This window comes from Streptococcus cristatus, from assembly GCF_019685515.1.
Lineage (GTDB): Bacteria > Bacillota > Bacilli > Lactobacillales > Streptococcaceae > Streptococcus.
In genome coordinates this window covers 1596654-1613801 of record NZ_JABFFN010000001.1, presented here as the reverse complement: position 1 = coordinate 1613801, position 17148 = coordinate 1596654, and the positions used below count along the sequence as shown (strand labels likewise).

At 40.3% G+C, this 17148-nt stretch carries 14 protein-coding genes and 1 riboswitch; all 14 genes read left to right on the top strand.

The genetic code is table 11. The features are described 5' to 3' along the window. The 14 genes from FOA33_RS07800 to pheT all read left to right on the top strand — a co-directional run bounded on the left by FOA33_RS07800 (position 1) and on the right by pheT (position 16978). The gene (locus tag FOA33_RS07800; RefSeq protein ID WP_221161200.1) at positions 1 to 264 is read left to right on the top strand and encodes a hypothetical protein; all 264 of its coding nucleotides are present in this window, start codon (positions 1 to 3) and stop codon (positions 262 to 264) included. Further along, entirely contained in the window at positions 255 to 4577 is a 4323-nt protein-coding gene (locus tag FOA33_RS07795) for a PBECR4 domain-containing protein (RefSeq protein ID WP_221161199.1), read from the top strand. The genes FOA33_RS07800 and FOA33_RS07795 overlap by 10 nt, the downstream gene beginning before the upstream one ends. Positions 4578 to 4647: 70 nt before the next feature. Further along, on the top strand, positions 4648 to 5064 hold the full coding sequence (locus FOA33_RS07790; protein ID WP_221161197.1) for a hypothetical protein: 417 nt from the start codon (positions 4648 to 4650) through the stop codon (positions 5062 to 5064). 216 nt (positions 5065 to 5280) lie between these two features. Beyond that, positions 5281 to 5673 carry a plasmid mobilization relaxosome protein MobC gene (gene mobC, locus FOA33_RS07785; protein ID WP_185774013.1) on the top strand — a complete coding sequence of 131 codons (393 nt, stop codon included), beginning with the start codon at positions 5281 to 5283 and terminating at the stop codon, positions 5671 to 5673. Beyond that, a complete protein-coding gene (locus FOA33_RS07780; RefSeq protein ID WP_221161196.1) occupies positions 5667 to 7301 on the top strand; it encodes a relaxase/mobilization nuclease domain-containing protein in 1635 nt (544 codons plus the stop codon). The genes mobC and FOA33_RS07780 overlap by 7 nt, the downstream gene beginning before the upstream one ends. Before the next feature lie 206 nt (positions 7302 to 7507). Then, positions 7508 to 8314: a ParA family protein gene (locus FOA33_RS07775; RefSeq protein WP_049493149.1), complete on the top strand. Its 807-nt coding sequence runs from the start codon at positions 7508 to 7510 to the stop codon at positions 8312 to 8314. A 52-nt stretch (positions 8315 to 8366) separates the two neighbouring features. Continuing rightward, the gene (locus tag FOA33_RS07770) at positions 8367 to 8594 is read left to right on the top strand and encodes a hypothetical protein (RefSeq protein ID WP_000896112.1); all 228 of its coding nucleotides are present in this window, start codon (positions 8367 to 8369) and stop codon (positions 8592 to 8594) included. Between the two features lie 121 nt (positions 8595 to 8715). Continuing rightward, positions 8716 to 10008, top strand: a complete 1293-nt coding sequence (locus FOA33_RS07765) for an ISLre2 family transposase (RefSeq protein WP_216733047.1) — start codon at positions 8716 to 8718, stop codon at positions 10006 to 10008. A 511-nt stretch (positions 10009 to 10519) separates the two neighbouring features. Further along, positions 10520 to 11023 (top strand): tRNA (cytidine(34)-2'-O)-methyltransferase, encoded by a 504-nt coding sequence (locus FOA33_RS07760; RefSeq protein ID WP_221161195.1) that lies wholly within the window; start codon positions 10520 to 10522, stop codon positions 11021 to 11023. A gap of 40 nt (positions 11024 to 11063) precedes the next feature. Further along, positions 11064 to 11282, top strand: a riboswitch (FMN riboswitch). A gap of 153 nt (positions 11283 to 11435) precedes the next feature. Further along, complete coding sequence (locus FOA33_RS07755; RefSeq protein ID WP_221161194.1) at positions 11436 to 11999, top strand: ECF transporter S component; 564 nt, start codon at positions 11436 to 11438, stop codon at positions 11997 to 11999. After that, positions 11989 to 12639 (top strand): phosphatase PAP2 family protein, encoded by a 651-nt coding sequence (locus FOA33_RS07750; RefSeq protein ID WP_221161192.1) that lies wholly within the window; start codon positions 11989 to 11991, stop codon positions 12637 to 12639. Before FOA33_RS07755 ends, FOA33_RS07750 begins: the two co-directional genes overlap by 11 nt. 27 nt (positions 12640 to 12666) lie before the next feature. Then, positions 12667 to 13086 carry a chromosome partitioning protein ParB gene (locus FOA33_RS07745; protein ID WP_221161191.1) on the top strand — a complete coding sequence of 140 codons (420 nt, stop codon included), beginning with the start codon at positions 12667 to 12669 and terminating at the stop codon, positions 13084 to 13086. A 310-nt stretch (positions 13087 to 13396) separates the two neighbouring features. Beyond that, positions 13397 to 14443: a phenylalanine--tRNA ligase subunit alpha gene (gene pheS, locus FOA33_RS07740; RefSeq protein WP_221161295.1), complete on the top strand. Its 1047-nt coding sequence runs from the start codon at positions 13397 to 13399 to the stop codon at positions 14441 to 14443. Between the two features lie 129 nt (positions 14444 to 14572). Next, positions 14573 to 16978, top strand: a complete 2406-nt coding sequence (pheT, locus tag FOA33_RS07735) for a phenylalanine--tRNA ligase subunit beta (protein ID WP_221161190.1) — start codon at positions 14573 to 14575, stop codon at positions 16976 to 16978. Positions 16979 to 17148 lie beyond the last annotated feature (170 nt).

The window sequence follows — 17148 nt, the reverse complement described above, 5'->3', positions numbered from 1 at the left end:
ATGGAAACACCTAAAACACAATTAGGATACCTGGAGAGTATCTCGCAGGTTCTAGCATTAAAGCTAGAAAATTTAGCCCCAGAACGTTATGCTATTTGGCAGCTACTTAAACAGGCAGATGAGGAGACTTTTTATCAATTAGCTCCTCATCTTTTTGTGACAACGAATCAGGAAGATCCATTAGTTGTTAGTGAACTAGATGCAACTCCTGAAGGATATCTTTTATTTAAGGAACTAGTTGAGGAGGAAACAGTATGCCCTTAACAAAAGCACAGGCAAAATCGCTGGATATTTTAGAAGTAGCTCGTAGTCTCGGAATGGAAATGAAGAGAAAGTCACACCGAGAGTATTATTGGGCTGAACATGACTCATTTAAGATCGATACGGTCAAGAATACCTGGCATTGGTATTCTCAAAACCTCTTTGGTGATACCATCAATCTCGTGCAACAAATGCAAAATGTCAGCTATAAAGATGCTATGGTATTCTTGGAGACAGGATCCTTTCCTGAAGCAAAATCAGTAGAGGAGGAACGTAAACCTTTCAACTATACACTAGCTCCTTACGAACAACCATTTGTGGAGGCGAGGTCCTATCTCAAGGAGATTAGAGGTCTCTCTGATGATACAATCGACTTCTTCATGGAGAAGGGAGTATTAGCCCAAGCTAAACGTAAGGATAAAGATGGTGTTATAGAAGATGTCTTAGTTTTTAAATACTTGGACAGAAATCAGCAACTGGTAGGTGCGAGCCTCCAGGGACTTGTTCCTGATCAAGAACGTCATCCTGGCAAAGGATACTTGAAACAAATCATGTACCAATCAGAAGCTATCAGCGGATTAAACGTGTCTATAGGGTCTCCTAAACGTTTAATTGTAACGGAGGCACCCATTGACCTTATGAGCTATTATGAGCTTCATAAGGACGAATTAAACGATGTTCGACTGGTTGCGATGGAAGGATTGAAAGAGGGAGTATTATCCCACTATGTTCTTGAAATATTACAGGAGCGAGGGGATATTCCTATGGATGAAAGGGATTATACCAAGTCTAGTGAGCTAGCACGTACCTCAAGATTCTTATCTGTTGCAGCGGAAACTTCCACACTTTTCCAAGATCACAAATACGATGATCTTATCACGCTGGCAGTTGATCGTGATAAAGCAGGTACAGACTTTATTACTAAACTACGGGAGAAAAAAATCCCAGTTGTCGATGCAAGACCACCAAAACGTGAGGGCCAGGAGAAGACAGACTGGAATGAGATCCTGAAGCAGGAAAAACAACTGGAGCAAACGGAGGAAATTCAAGCATCAAGTCACTTTCCTGATACCAGCCACCTCTCTCCTGAAGATGCAACATGGTTGAAGGAAAACTGGAATAATATAGGTTTTTCAGTAGAGCCTAGAAAACAAATGGTCATTGATTCGGACAAAACAGTGACCTATGAAAAACCTTCCAATCCTCTTGGAGATGGTAGGGAGCCTAAAAAACAAATTCAGAGCACAGAAAAAGCTCCTGAGAACTCTCAGGAGCAAATGAATGATAGGACCAGTGGTGGCACGGGTTCTTTACAGCCTAAAGCTGAAGGCAGTACCTCACCTGTACTTGAAACAAGTACCTTTGAGCAAACTGTTACCAGTCACCCGACATCATCCTATCCTTACTTACAGTTTAGCACAAATTATGATAAAGTGCAACGGCGAGTGGGGAATTATCACCCAATTACACCTGCCGATTTAAGACGTTTGAACCAATATGCGCCCTCCATTCAAAGTACAGCGTCCTGGTATTTAAGTGAAATAGCTGACAGTAAGATCAGCTTTGTTTATGTGGATCATGGAGAGGAGAATGTGCTTCAGGTGACTTTTCAAAAGGATAACTTTATCCATCTTTCAGGGATTAGACCTTTTGAAGAGGGAAAGGGAGCAGCAAATTTCCTAGATGATATTGCAAATGGTCAGGGGCATTATGACGGTATGTTGATTAGTAATGCAATTAAGGATAAATTACAGGTTCTTCCTATGTTGCGTGATATTTTAGATCCACATTCTTTTGTTTTAGATGATTTGAGCAGTGTTGAAAAGCTTCACAATCTCAATATGAGTGAAGCTATTAAAGCAAAAGATGAAGATTTCTTGCTACTGTTTAAAGATATCGGAGATGAAAAAATTCCAGCCTCTCTTATGAAACTCAAGGGAGAGCTTGCAACTAATGTTAAATCGTTGGATGAAAAGATCATTCTCGGTGTTTATAGAGAGCGAGGTGGTCACATTGAGCAACTTTCAATCAATGAAGAATATGTTAAAGACAATGGTGCAGAAATGCTGTCAGTTTTGAAGAATAAGCAGTTTGAAGAAGTTTCTAAAAAAATTGAACAAACAACGCTAGAGAACACACTGAATAGCCCCCTACTTGATTCGGCTACGTTTACTCAAGTCTTAGATACTGTCTATAATTTAGGTGTGCCAGCTGATATCTCAAAGACTCCAGAAGAATTTCATCAAGCCTGGAATCAGTATCTTGACTATGCGAAACTGCACAATGATAAATTTGATCAGATTGTTGCTGCAGCTGGAGAAGATCATCTCCTAGATACAAATTCAGATTTTTATAAAGAATGGCAACAAGATCACATCTATAAGGAGAACTACCATGTACGTCTTCAATGGGCTGAGGAGCGACCAGATGGGCCTAAATTGCCATTTAAAGAAACCGAGCTGATATCTTATCAAGATTTCGCTAGGGAGCTATATAAGGCCAACCAGAGCTTTTATCAGTTACATCAGGAAGGGCTAAAACAAGTGACTGGTGGTCACCCAGAAGGCTACATCTCTCCAACAAAGGTCCAGTTTAGTATCTACGCTCCTGATGGTGAACTGATCCAGGATAGCATTCGTTACAATATCGGTGAGGAGATTAACCCAATCACTCATAAAGAAAGACTTGGAACACGAGAAATGAGGGAGCACCCAGAATTGATGAAGATAGATGGGACCATATTCACTCAGTATCATCTGGAGAGATTGGCGAGTGAGTTAGATATTTCTCAGTTTAGTTACGCTTTGGAAGATACTCCTTACGCAGAACAACTTTTATCTCAAGTACCTTACGGAGTGTCAGAAAATAGTCCGATTGGTTTTTCGGATAGTAGTCATGATAGTCGTCTAGGATTTATTTCTTTTGATGGAATGGATAGTGTTGAGGTCGAAAATCTATCTGCTTGGTTTGAGAAGTTGGGTGTCAAGGACTCACCTATGGAACAAGTAGCTCTTGTAGAAAAATGGCAAAAAGAGATTAAAGATTTATCAGAAAAAGTTGAACAAACGATCGCAACCGTTCGAGATGAATTTGAGAAATCACAAGATGAAGAAATCAAACTAGAAGAACAAGGACGTAATAAGCAGGAGTTGAAACGTGATGCTGATGCTGACGGTGTTTCTGATGAGGAGGAGTTGCTTCAGGGAACGAATCCGTATGATTTTAGATCGAAACCAGGTTCTAAACCAGAGGTCGAGGAGAGTCTACAAGCAGATGAAGTTGTTTTAGCAGCTAGCAGTCTTGCAGTCGCAGATTTTATTCAAAATAAAGATATGGCAGGATTAAGTCGTCACCTTAAAGAAGGAATTAAGGAGTTTCTGGATTCGGATAAGTACAGAGACTATCTAACGAAAATGAGCCAACTAAATAATTATTCTAATCGTAACTTACGCTTAATTCTTGCACAAAATCCTGAAGCAAGGCAAGTAGCTTCTTTCAAGCAGTGGAAAGAAAACTTTGACCGCTATGTGAAAAAAGGTGAGAAGGCTTTACGTATTTTTAAACCTATGACGAAAATCAAAAAGGACGAAAATAACCAACCAATATTGGATAAAAATGGGAAGCCAGAAACTGTCATATTCTTTGGCCTAGTACCAGTCTTTGATGTTAGTCAGACAGAAGGAAAGGAGATGCCAAAAGCTGCAGAAGTTAAAGAACAGCTGACTGATTTGGACTATGCAAATCTTTACCGTGCCCTGATGGCTATTGCAAAAGAAAATGATGTATCGGTTCGATTTGAGGAGATGGAAAATAATAAACATGGATATTATTCTGTCCCAGAAAATCAAATTGTTTTACGTAGTAATGAGATGAACAAGGCTCAAATTATTAAAACTTTCTTACATGAGATGGCTCATGCAGAGTTGCATCATGCAGATAATCCTCAAAAAGAAAATCTAACTAGAAGCACTGCTGAACTCCAGGCTGAAAGTGTTGCTTATGTTGTTTCTTCATACTATGGTATTGATACGTCAGAGTACTCCTTTAACTATCTATCTGGCTGGTCTGCTGATAAGGAGACACTTGCTGATTTAGAAGCACAGTTAGATATTGTCCAACAAGAAGCTAAAAGTTTAATGGTTCGGATGGATCAAGCATTGGAACAATTAAGATTGAGTCAGGAGAAACAAACGAAGCGTAGTTTTGAACAAAAACTGGAGAAGTTTAAAGATCAGAGCAAGCAGGCTGTCGAAGATCACAAGCAGGAGTTGAAAGCAGATGCACAATCAAAAAAAGAGAAGGGTTTCTCGAAATGACCGAACGGGACACCCCAAATAAACCCAAGGTCAAATTAAAAACAAATCATCATCAAGGAGGACAACACTCATGACTAATGAACAAGAAGAACAACTGATTATCATCCTTTCAGACTTTATTCCAATCATGGATGGAGACAGAGTTCAAGGAGTATTGCCAAACGCTAAAGACTTGACTCGCCAAAAAGTTCTGGAGCAACTAGAGGAAGAACAGTCTCAACTACCTGAAGGAGATCCTGCTCTTTTGGAGTGGGAAGAAGAAAATATTGAGCTACTCAAGATGATTACAGATGAAGAATTTCAAGCTGTACTCACAGAAAAAATCTTACTGACAGAAATACAAATTGGGCAGTCGATTTTCCAGCCTCTAACTTCTCAACAACTTTCTGTCCTAGCTGAAAAGTTACAAGGTCAGAAAGAAAAAAGTGTAGAAAATAGTGATAAGCAATCATCTATTTTCAAAAACATCTTCAGCTGGTTGCGATAAATTGTTAGAGGTTGTACTCCAAAAGATATAGGAAAGGGGCTTGGGGATTTCCCCAAAACTGAGAAAATCAAGAAGGAAAACTACAAGGTTCTCCTTCTCTGATTTTTTTAAATTTCGCAAATGGATATCCATTTGCTACGCTTGCCGGAAGGAAGTCAGGGGTTGATGCCTAGTAAGAAAATACCAGAGACTTTGAGAGAAAGAGGATAAAAAATAATGCAGAAACGAGAAAATAGAAAACGCTATATACAAAAATTGATACGACTAACACCAGAGGAAGATCGTCAAATTAAAACAGCAATGGCCCAAATGGGAGTTCCATCTTTTCAATACTATGCGAAGAATCAATTGGTGCAAGGGAAGGTGGTGCAAATTGATTTTTCTGAATTGAAAGACCTTCGAGTTGCCATCAATCGAGTTGGGACGAACATTAACCAAATTGCCAAGCACGCTAACGAAAATCAAGGGGTTAGGCCAGAGGAAGTAGCACAAGTTATTGACTATCTATCTGAGTTGAAAGAGATGGTAGCTGCCAAACTTTCTAGCGCAGAAAAACAGAGTCTACAGGAACGGAAACGAACGGTAAGGAGTGATATAGAAGAATGGTAGTAATTAAATCTCCAACTCAAATTAAAACACCAGCTAATCTGAAGAGAGCTGTTAATTATATTCTGAATGAAGCGAAAACTCTTGTATCAGGAACTGCAGAAAGTGATCTTGATTTTCCTCTTGTTTATCATAATGGTGAGCTTCAAATGAAGCTAGTATCTGGCAATGGGATCTCTGATTTTAGTGTAGCAGATGAAGAAATGGTCATGACAAAATTAGCTGCAGCCTTTAAAAAAGGAGATGATGACTTGAAAGAATTATCTTCAGGAAAACAAGTATTGGCTCATCACATTATCCAGTCTTTTTCTCCAGATGATAATTTGACTCCTGAGCAGGTTCATGAAATTGGCCGTCAAACGATGTTAGAATTGACAGGTGGAAATTATGAATTTGTGATCGCAACCCACACGGATAAAGATCATCTTCATAACCATATCATACTTAATACCACCAATACCTCAACGCTCAAGAAATTTCGCTGGGAAAAGAAAACCTTGAAAAATTTGAGAGCCATTTCGGACAAACATGCGGCACGATATGGCGCTAAAATTATTGAGCCTACTATGAAAAATTCTTATACAAAGTATTCTGCTTGGCGGAGACAAAATAATTATCGGTTTGAAATCAAGGAACGTCTTGATTTTCTTCTGAAGCACTCTTTGTCGTTAGAAGATTTCAAACAAAAGGCAGCTGCGCTTAATATTCAGATTGATTTCTCTGGAAAATTTGTGAAGTATAAATTGCTGGATCAGCCCCAACAAAGAAATGTCCGAGATGATACATTATCGAAGAAAGGACTCTATTCTCTTGAAAAAATAAAAGAGAGAATTTCTAAGAATCAGTTAGTTTTTGATGTGGAGGAATTGAAAGAACAATATCAAGAATCAAAAGAAAAAACGGCAAATGATTTTGAATTGAAATTGGAAGTGGAATCCTGGCAGGTCGAGCAAGAAAGCAAGCAAGGCATTTACGTGCAGATGGATATGGGAGCTTTAAATAGTGGTACAATTTTAATACCTTCTCATAAAGTTGATAAAAATGAGGATGGAAACTATACCATCTATATCAAAGAGAAAGACTATTTTTATTTTCTCAATCCTGATCAATCTCAAAAAAATAGGTACATGATGGGCTTGACTGTCGCAAGGCAATTGGCCAAACAAAATGGAGAAACACTTGTAACTAAAAACGCTCAAATTTCCTCTATGCGTGAACTGATTAAGGAATATAATTTCTTAGTCGAGCACGGCGTGACAGATGGAACACAATTTCAACATTTGGAGGAGCGCTTTAATGAAAAGATAGAGGCTACCCAGGAGGAATTAAGACAGCTAGATGAGCGACTTGGACGTTATCATAAAATTGAAGGAGCACTTTTAGCCATCCAGCAATCTCCAGAAAATAGTCTTGCGGCGGTACAACTATTGGATGATTTAGGAGTTCCAAAAGATATGGGACTGGAAGATGTCAGTCAACTGATCAAACAATTTCAAATTGAAAAAGGAGCCTTACAAGAGTTCTTTGACGATACTCTAAAACATTACACAGATTATAGAGATATTAAGGAGCACGTGCGTAGTCGTGAAGAGAAAGTTGACCGACGATTTGAGGATGAAAAAGTCTTGTAGAAGTTTCTGATGTTTTCAATCTAGTCATGATTTCAGTACAGAGAGAACAGTTCTCTTTACATTTGGAGAGATAACCTTTTCTAGGAATTGCTGGCAAAAGGAAGGAGAAACTTCATTGTGAAATAATTATAAATATAATTATAAACATATTGACAAATATAATTATAATGGTATAATAGAAGTATAGAAAAACAGGAGGATATCAAATGAAGATTATCACATTTGCCGCTATTAAGGGCGGTGTTGGGAAAACAACTTTAACATTTAATTATGGGGAATGGCTGGCTAAGAAAGGGCATAAGGTTCTTTTGATTGATCTTGACCATCAGTGCAATTTAACCCAGTGCTATAATATTTACGAGAGCAAGAATACGATTGCTAATGCTTTTAAAGGTGGCGATGTGGATATTAAGCAAGTCAAGAAAAATATCAGTCTAATTCCAGGTTCAGTTCAGCTTGACACGGTGGAACGAGATCTGGAGAACAGCGATAAGAAAAATATGCTACTTTATCTTTGGCTAGAGGATAACTACGAAAAGAAGAAGTTGGATCAGTTTGACTATATCTTGATTGATTGTAGACCAGACTTTGCGACAGCTACTAAAAATGCTGTTGCGGTCAGTCACGCTATTATTAGTCCCTTGACTCCTTCAGAGTTTGGTTATAATGCCAAATTCAACCTATCAACTCGGTTAGAAGCATTCAGAAAGGATGTAATTGACTATCGTACAAGGGAATCATACATTACTGCTGAGCTATATTTCTTAGCAAATATGATCCGACCGAACTATGGATCATCAAGAGAGTTACTGGAAGCTCTGGGACTTGAAGCTAAAGAGAAGGGAACAGACAACCTTCTAGGCATCGTACCAGCAAAAGAGTTATTCAATCATTCCACGATTGATAAGATCTCTATTGCAGATATGAAGGAGAATCCTGAGCTTTATCAAAAACACAAAAAGTTTTTCGCTGAGCTGGAGCAGACTTTTTCAAAAATTTATGATACAATATAATTATATTTATAAACACAAATACAATTATAAATATAATTAGAAGGAGATTGTCATGGCATTCACACCAAAAGAAAAAGAGATTTCGCAGATTATCGAAGCAACCCATCAACCTGAGCAGATTTCAGATGTAGCCAGCTTTGAAAGTTTTGAACGTAAGAAACAATTTCAGTTTACTTTGAAACCAAGCAATCGGAAAAAATTGGATAAAATTGCTAAAGCAGCTGGAGCAAAGTCTGCATCAGATTATCTTGATAAACTAATCGAAAGTTTATCGTTATAAATATAATTATATTTATAATTAAACAACCTTCCCAATAAGGGAAGGCTTTTATTTTTGAAAGAGTCTTGCAGAAAGTTTGTGATGTTTTCAATCTAGTCATGATTTCAGTACAATAGAGAGTATGTTTAGATTTGATGAAAAAGAATTTGTCGCAGAACTAGATCGCAAACGTGAGCAGCAATTCCTGAAGCGAGTAAGAGATTATGACGAGCAGATTGCTCCCTCCATGAGACTGAGGGGATATAAGCGGATAGATAGTACAGAGAGGACAGTTGTTTTTACATTTGGAGAGGTGACCTTCTCTAGGAATCGCTGGCGAAAGGGAAAGAAAAGTTGTTATCCCGTAGATGAGTGGCTAGGTCTAGAAAAGTATATGCGTTATTCTCCTGAGTTGATTTTTCACATGGCAAAACACGCTTCTGTTTTATCCTACCGTGAAGTTTGTCGAACAGTTAAGATGGCTTATCGCCTGGAGATAACAAAGGACGCTGTTTTGAAGTCTGTAAAAATGGCAGGCAGACTCTTTTCAGATAGGGAACGCTATCGGCTCTTTAGAGGTGATGAGCAACCGAAAAAAATCCAGGCAGATAAAATCTACCTGGAGGGAGATGGTGTGCTCGTCAAGACAACATCAAGCAATGATGAACGACACAATACAGACTTAGCCCATTTCCTGATTCATACTGGAGCGAAGAAGGTTGGTAATAATCGGTATGTACTAGAGAATAAGCATGAGATTATCCATACAAGCCATGAACAAGCAAAGGAAGAATTGATAGACTATCTCTATAATCATTTTGAAATCACTGATCGAACTCTTCTTATCACTAACTCGGACAATGGTAAAGGATATTCTCGCAGAGTATTTCAAGAAATTAAGAAGGTCCTACGGATTAAACGTCATGAGCATTTCTGGGATGCCTATCATGTCAATGAAGAACTTAAACGATTCCTGAAGCCATACCCGTCTACACTACTTGATCTTGCTTTTAAGGCCATCAAAAATCATCAGAAGAGCCTGCTTCAGACCGTACTAGATACAGTTGAATCTCTCATAGAAAGCCAGGAAGCTCTTGATAATTTTTACAATTTTCGTAAGAAATTATTAAGAAATTTCTGTGACACTAGGCCACCTAAACTTAGAGGATTGTCTTCACGTGGTATCGGGGTAATGGAGAGTCAGCACCGAAAGGTCACTTACCGCATGAAACATCGAGGGATGTATTGGTCCATCGAAGGGGCTTGTACTATGGCAAGAATGATACTCCTTGAACGAATTGATCAGCTATACAATCTATTTTTTGGATCTTGGAGACAAGAGTATGAAGAATTTAGGGATACGGGACTAGGTGCAGGATTTCGTATTAACCATAGGCCACACAAAGCTGTTATCAGAAAAAGAGGGCATAAATAATACAAAAAGGCAGACAAAAGCCTCTAAAAAAAGATTTTTTAGAGGTGTTTTTGTTATGTTTTTATACAAAATAGTTGCTTTTTTGCCTAATGTGTGTTACAATAATAGAGTAAAGAAAAACGAAAAAGGTGTAGAAGTTGCTGCTTCTACACCACCGATTAAGACAAAAACACACTTTGCTTAATCAGTCAAACAATATTGTAGCATAAATAGTGCAATATAGTCAAGGGCTGGGGTGAAGTGAGAAACTTTTTCCAGTTTTTTTGTCTGAAAAATCTCGCTTTCTTATTGAGTTATAAGGATATTTAATTATTCCCAAAAATTTAGACACAAACAATCAAGTCATTTCTATTGACAATGATTCTGAAAGTGTTATACTAAGAAAGTAGCTTCGCTGATTTACTTCAAACCTGTTGTGAGGTAAGTTAACGATGCCTTAACCACGCTGTTTGCTGAGCTTGACTCCGGGCAGTGTGGCTATTTTTTTTGCAATGGTGAAAGGAAGCAAGTCATGACAAATCACATTGTATTATTTGAACCTCAGATTCCACAAAATACAGGCAATATTGCGCGTACTTGCGCTGCGACCACTTCTCCCCTTCACATCATCAAACCGATGGGATTTCCTATTGATGATCGCAAGATGAAGCGGGCTGGTTTGGATTACTGGGATAAGTTAGAGATTCATTTTTATGACAGTTTGGAAGATTTTATGTCTCAGATGAAGGGTAAACTCTATCTGATTTCGAAATTCGCGGAAAAGGTGTACTCTGAGGCAGATTTATCGACTGACGAAGCCCATTATTTTCTCTTCGGACGTGAAGACAAGGGCTTGCCTGAGGACTTTATGAGAGAACATCCTGAGAAAGCTCTCCGTATCCCGATGAATGATGAACATGTCCGCAGTCTCAATGTTTCCAATACGGTCTGCATGATTGTCTATGAAGCCCTTCGTCAACAACATTTTGCTGGTTTAGAACTCGTTCACACCTATGAAGCGGATAAATTGAAATAAACAAAATGCTTGCACTTGCAAGCGTTTTTTGTTATGATTAAAGGGTCTTCAGGGCTGGGTGAAATTCCCGACCGGCGGTGATTTTAACTAGCTATTTTAGCTTTCTCGTCGTTGTCTTGTCTCGATATACTTTAAGTATTATCTTCGACTGCGACGCCTAGGTAAATCTAAAATATCTTAGCCAAATAAGTCCGCGAGCGCAAGCTGATGTGGTGTGATTCCACAACCGACAGTATAGTCTGGATGGGAGAAGACGAAAGAATAGCTTTGTCTGTTCGGATGAGTTTATAGATAAATTGCAACCGCTTGCTCTAAAGAGTGAGGGGGAACTTTTGGGATATAAAAAGTGAGAATAGATAGAGGGATTCTTTCCAACTTCTTCTGATTTTATAGAAAATTGGAGGAACCTGTTATGACAAACACACGTCGACTTTCGACCATTGCGATTTTATCAGCCATTTCATTTGTGCTGATGTACTTTGACTTTCCGCTCTTGCCAGCGGCGACCTTCCTCAAGATCGAGTTTAGTATCTTACCAGTCCTTGTGGGCTTGGTGGTGATGGATTTGCCTGCTGCTCTAGGGATTCTCTTGTTGCGATCACTCTTGAAGTTGCTTCTCAATAGCCAGGGAGTGAATACTTACATTGGCTTGCCAATGAATATCGTGGCCTTGGGAGTTTTTGTTATCGCTTTTGGTTTGATTTGGAAAAAGGAACGCAGCACCCTTCGTTTCCTACTAGCATCTCTAGCGGGAACTGTCGGCTTGACTGCTGCTATGTTGGTTCTCAACTATGTCTATGCGGTTCCTTTGTACGCGCAGTTTGCCAACTTTGATATTGGAAAAATTTTGGGACTTTCCAACTACCTAATGACCATGGTTTTACCTTTTAACTTGATTGAGGGTATCATCTTTGCCGTTTCATTCTGGTTGTTATACGTCCTCTTGAAACCAACCTTAAAACATTATGAGAGATAAACAAATATTTTTAATGAAGGGCAGTTTTGCCCTTTTACTTTTCGTCCTTCTTGGCTATATGGTTAAGTTCTATCCTGAAACGTTGGTCGGTTTTGATCAACCGATTCAGACTGCCCTTCGTGGGGACTTGCCAAATTATTTGACAGTTCTGTTCCGTGCCCTTACGCATTTGATTGATATCCCAGTGATTATCACCTGGGTTACCATTGCAGCCTTTATCTTTTATCGTAAGCAGTGGAAGATAGAAAGCTACTTCATGGCGGGCAATCTAGCCTTAGCTGGTCTTTTAATCGTGACCTTTAAAAATATCTACCAGCGCCCACGGCCAGCTATTTTACACTTGGTAGAAGAGAAGGGATTTTCCTTCCCAAGTGGGCATTCTCTGGCTGTGACGCTGATGGTAGGGACTCTGATTGTCATTATCAGTCAACGGATTAAAGATCCGGTTTGGAGAAAAATTGTACAAATCGTCCTTGGCTTCTACCTAGTCAGTGTGTTGCTATCTCGGGTCTATCTGGGAGTTCACTACCCATCAGATGTTCTTGCCAGTTTATGTGTGGGCTTGGGAGTCTTGTTTATCGAATTTCCTTTCTATGACAAGCTCCGCTTCCAATGGCGATTTAAAGGCAAGCAGAAGTGAGTATCGAATTTCCTTGAGGAGAAAGAAATGAAAGTCAATATAAAAGATCTCCATCCGACTCAACTATACTTATCAGAAAAGAAACTAGAAGGCATCCAGACACTTTATCAGTCGGTAGAAATAATCAATGTTGCTCCAATCAGTATTCTTGCGTTAGGAGATTTCTTGTTAATTACAGATGGCCATCACAGGGTTTATCAGGCTTTATTGGCGGGTAGGAATATGATTTCTGCTGAGTGGGATAGAGATGGTGGCGATGAACTGTATTATCTCTATGCGCAAGCTTGCGAGGAAAGAAAGATTTACTCTGTTTTGGATTTAAAAGACCGTATCCTAGCTCAAGATGAGTATGAAGCAAAATGGTATAACTGGTGCGATGGTTTTAATCAAGCAGCAACTCTTTTATTGAAAAGGAAAGCAGATGAAACAGGCCCTACAAATAGATAGTGCATTGCGTCTTGTTCCTTTTTATATTGAAATTAGTCTGGTCTAACTTGTTTTTTAACTAAAAATTTGATAAACTATGTAGTAATCGAATAGAAATCCGCAAGACTAGTAACTCAAGGGAAGTATATCAGGGAGGAGAGCCGTGACTGCAAGCTCTCTATATGAAAGCTGAGTGAATTCACTTGCGCATGGATTTAGAAATGAAGGTCTGACTTGTCAGATGAAACGGATGGTACCGCGTGTCAACGCTCCGAGTGGAGTTTTTGGCATGTGGTTTTCTTTTTATCTACGAGCGACTGATGGAGGAATTATGTCAACTATTGAAGAACAATTGAAAGCGCTTCGCGAAGAAACGCTGGCTAGCTTGAAGCAGATTACTGCTGAAAATGAAAAAGAGATGCAAGAATTACGTGTCTCTGTCCTTGGTAAAAAAGGTTCGCTTACGGAGATTCTTAAAGGAATGAAAGATGTTTCTGCTGAAATGCGCCCTGTCATCGGGAAACACGTCAATGAAGCGCGTGATGTCTTGACAGCTGCTTTTGAAGAAACAGCTAAGCTCTTGGAAGAAAAGAAAGTCGCAGCACAACTTGCCAGCGAGAGCATCGATGTGACACTTCCAGGTCGTCCAGTTGCGACTGGTCACCGTCACGTTCTCACACAAACCAGTGAAGAAATCGAAGATATTTTCATTGGGATGGGGTACCAAGTCGTGGATGGTTTTGAAGTGGAGCAAGACTACTATAACTTCGAGCGTATGAACCTTCCAAAAGATCACCCAGCTCGCGATATGCAGGATACTTTCTACATCACAGAAGAAATCTTGCTTCGTACTCACACGTCTCCAGTTCAGGCGCGTGCTATGGATGCTCATGATTTTTCAAAAGGTCCTTTGAAAATGATCTCACCGGGGCGTGTGTTCCGTCGTGATACGGACGATGCGACCCACAGTCACCAATTCCACCAAATCGAAGGATTGGTTGTTGGGAAAAACATCTCTATGGCAGACCTTCAAGGGACGCTTCAGTTGATTGTGCAAAAGATGTTTGGTGAAGAGCGTCAAATTCGTTTGCGCCCATCTTATTTCCCATTCACAGAGCCATCTGTTGAAGTGGATGTTTCCTGCTTCAAGTGTGGCGGAGACGGCTGTAACGTATGTAAGAAAACAGGTTGGATCGAAATCATGGGTGCCGGTATGGTTCACCCACGTGTCCTTGAGATGAGTGGTATTGATGCAACGGTTTACTCTGGTTTTGCCTTTGGTCTTGGTCAAGAGCGTGTGGCTATGCTCCGCTACGGAATTAACGATATCCGTGGGTTCTACCAAGGCGATGTCCGCTTCTCAGAACAGTTTAAATAAGATTGAAACCTGAAACACAGTCCTATACAGTCCTAGTCATTTTCTCTTGATGAGAACGGTGAGGACTGACTCGAAGAAAAAGAAAGGAATTGAAAAGGTCTTACTTGGTGAGATCTTACAATCAGAATTATGCTTGTATCTTATAAATGGTTAAAAGAATTGGTGGACATTGATGTGCCATCACAAGAGTTGGCTGAAAAAATGTCAACTACAGGGATCGAGGTCGAAGGTGTCGAATCCCCTGCTGCTGGTCTCTCAAAAATTGTCGTCGGTGAGGTCTTGTCTTGCGAAGATGTGCCAGAAACTCACTTGCATGTTTGTCAGGTTAACGTTGGCGAAGAAGAAGCGCGTCAGATCGTTTGTGGTGCCCCAAATGTGCGTGCTGGTATCAAGGTCATGGTGGCTCTTCCAGGAGCTCGTATCGCTGACAACTACAAAATCAAAAAAGGGAAAATCCGTGGCTTAGAGTCACTGGGGATGATCTGTTCACTTGGTGAATTAGGCATTTCTGACTCAGTTGTACCAAAGGAATTTGCAGATGGTATTCAAATCTTGCCAGAAGATGCAGTGCCAGGTGAGGAAGTCTTCTCATATCTAGACTTGGATGATGAAATCATCGAACTTTCTATCACGCCAAACCGTGCAGACGCTCTTTCTATGCGTGGAGTAGCGCACGAAGTAGCAGCCATCTATGACAAGGCGGTTAACTTTAAAGAATTTACTCTGCCAGAAACAAATGAAGTAGCAGCAGATGCCCTTTCTGTAGGCATTGAGACAGACAAGGCGCCTTACTATGCCGCTCGTATCTTGGACAATGTGACCATCGCACCAAGTCCACAATGGTTGCAAAACCTTCTTATGAACGAAGGCATCCGTCCGATCAATAACGTAGTTGACGTAACCAATTACATCCTGCTTTACTTTGGTCAACCCATGCATGCCTTTGACTTGGATACCTTTGAAGGCAATGACATCCGTGTGCGTGAAGCGCGTGCTGGTGAAAAGTTGGTGACCTTGGACGGTGAAGAACGTGAGTTGGAAACAAATGATTTAGTGATTACTGTCGCTGACAAACCAGTCGCCCTTGCAGGTGTCATGGGTGGAGAGGCTACAGAAATCTCTGAAAAATCTAGTCGTGTTGTGTTAGAAGCTGCTGTTTTCAATGGCACGTCCATTCGTAAGACTAGCGGACGCCTTAACCTTCGTTCGGAATCATCTTCTCGCTTTGAAAAAGGCATCAATGTGGCAACTGTTAACGAAGCCCTTGATGCGGCGGCTAGCATGATTGCTAATCTTGCAGGTGCGACAGTGCGTAAGGGCATCGTTTCAGCAGGCCAGCTTGATACTTCTGATGTGGAAGTTTCTTCAACTCTTGCCGATGTCAACCGTGTCCTTGGTACGGAGCTTTCATATGCTGATGTGGAAGATGTCTTCCGTCGTCTTGGATTTGGCCTTTCTGGCAATGCAGAAAGCTTTACAGTCAGCGTACCCCGTCGTCGTTGGGATATCACTATCGAAGCAGACCTCTTTGAAGAAATCGCCCGTATCTATGGTTATGATCGCTTGCCAACTAGTCTTCCAAAAGATGACGGTACAGCTGGTGAATTGACTGCGACACAAAAATTGCGTCGCCAAGTTCGTACCATTGCTGAAGGGGCAGGTTTGACAGAGATTATTACCTACGCTCTGACAACTCCTGAAAAAGCAGTTGAGTTTACAGCTCAACCAAGTAACCTTACAGAGCTCATGTGGCCAATGACAGTGGACCGTTCTGTCCTCCGTCAAAATATGGTCTCAGGTATCCTTGATACGGTGGCCTATAACGTGGCTCGTAAGAACAAAAACTTGGCTCTTTACGAGATTGGAAAAGTCTTTGAACAAACAGGCAATCCAAAAGAAGATCTACCAAACGAGATCAACAGCTTTGCCTTTGCCTTAACCGGCTTGGTTGCAGAAAAAGATTTCCAAACGGCGGCAGTTCCAGTTGATTTCTTCTATGCTAAGGGAATCCTTGAAGCATTATTTACTCGCCTGGGACTCAAAGTGACTTATACAGCAACAGCTGAGATGGCAAGCCTCCATCCAGGACGGACAGCCGTGATTTCACTCGGTGACCAAGTTCTTGGTTTCCTTGGGCAAGTGCATCCAGTTACTGCGAAGGCTTACGATATTCCAGAAACGTATGTAGCTGAGCTCAACCTTTCAGCCATCGAAGCTGCGCTTCAACCTGCTGCTCCATTTGTGGAAATTACCAAATTCCCAGCTGTTAGTCGTGATATTGCTCTACTTCTCAAGGCAGAAGTCACTCATCAAGAAGTTGTAGATGCTATCCAAGCTGCGGGCGTGAAACGTTTGACAGATATCAAACTCTTTGACGTCTTCTCAGGTGAAAAACTAGGACTTGGCATGAAGTCAATGGCCTATAGCTTGACCTTCCAAAATCCAGAAGACAGCTTGACAGATGAAGAAGTCGCACGCTATATGGAAAAAATCCAAGCATCACTCGAAGAAAAAGTGAATGCAGAAGTACGTTAACTCATCAATCCATCCTTCGGGGTGGATTTTTTCTTTTCACATAACAATTCAGGATCAAAAATAGACAGTTGAGGAGGAAACTATTTCAGAAAGCCTTTAATGAGTTATACTTAAGTTATTACTAGAGCGCTTAAAAACCTTAGATTTGGTAGATTTTTACTATAAATAAT

What these genes read in the sequence shown, in the direction of transcription:
- FOA33_RS07800 (WP_221161200.1), top strand. Translation starts at nt 1, where the DNA reads ATGGAAACACCTAAAACACAATTAGGATACCTGGAGAGTATCTCGCAG.
- FOA33_RS07795 (WP_221161199.1), top strand. Translation starts at nt 255, where the DNA reads ATGCCCTTAACAAAAGCACAGGCAAAATCGCTGGATATTTTAGAAGTA.
- FOA33_RS07790 (WP_221161197.1), top strand. Translation starts at nt 4,648, where the DNA reads ATGACTAATGAACAAGAAGAACAACTGATTATCATCCTTTCAGACTTT.
- mobC (WP_185774013.1), top strand. Translation starts at nt 5,281, where the DNA reads ATGCAGAAACGAGAAAATAGAAAACGCTATATACAAAAATTGATACGA.
- FOA33_RS07780 (WP_221161196.1), top strand. Translation starts at nt 5,667, where the DNA reads ATGGTAGTAATTAAATCTCCAACTCAAATTAAAACACCAGCTAATCTG.
- FOA33_RS07775 (WP_049493149.1), top strand. Translation starts at nt 7,508, where the DNA reads ATGAAGATTATCACATTTGCCGCTATTAAGGGCGGTGTTGGGAAAACA.
- FOA33_RS07770 (WP_000896112.1), top strand. Translation starts at nt 8,367, where the DNA reads ATGGCATTCACACCAAAAGAAAAAGAGATTTCGCAGATTATCGAAGCA.
- FOA33_RS07765 (WP_216733047.1), top strand. Translation starts at nt 8,716, where the DNA reads ATGTTTAGATTTGATGAAAAAGAATTTGTCGCAGAACTAGATCGCAAA.
- FOA33_RS07760 (WP_221161195.1), top strand. Translation starts at nt 10,520, where the DNA reads ATGACAAATCACATTGTATTATTTGAACCTCAGATTCCACAAAATACA.
- FOA33_RS07755 (WP_221161194.1), top strand. Translation starts at nt 11,436, where the DNA reads ATGACAAACACACGTCGACTTTCGACCATTGCGATTTTATCAGCCATT.
- FOA33_RS07750 (WP_221161192.1), top strand. Translation starts at nt 11,989, where the DNA reads ATGAGAGATAAACAAATATTTTTAATGAAGGGCAGTTTTGCCCTTTTA.
- FOA33_RS07745 (WP_221161191.1), top strand. Translation starts at nt 12,667, where the DNA reads ATGAAAGTCAATATAAAAGATCTCCATCCGACTCAACTATACTTATCA.
- pheS (WP_221161295.1), top strand. Translation starts at nt 13,397, where the DNA reads ATGTCAACTATTGAAGAACAATTGAAAGCGCTTCGCGAAGAAACGCTG.
- pheT (WP_221161190.1), top strand. Translation starts at nt 14,573, where the DNA reads ATGCTTGTATCTTATAAATGGTTAAAAGAATTGGTGGACATTGATGTG.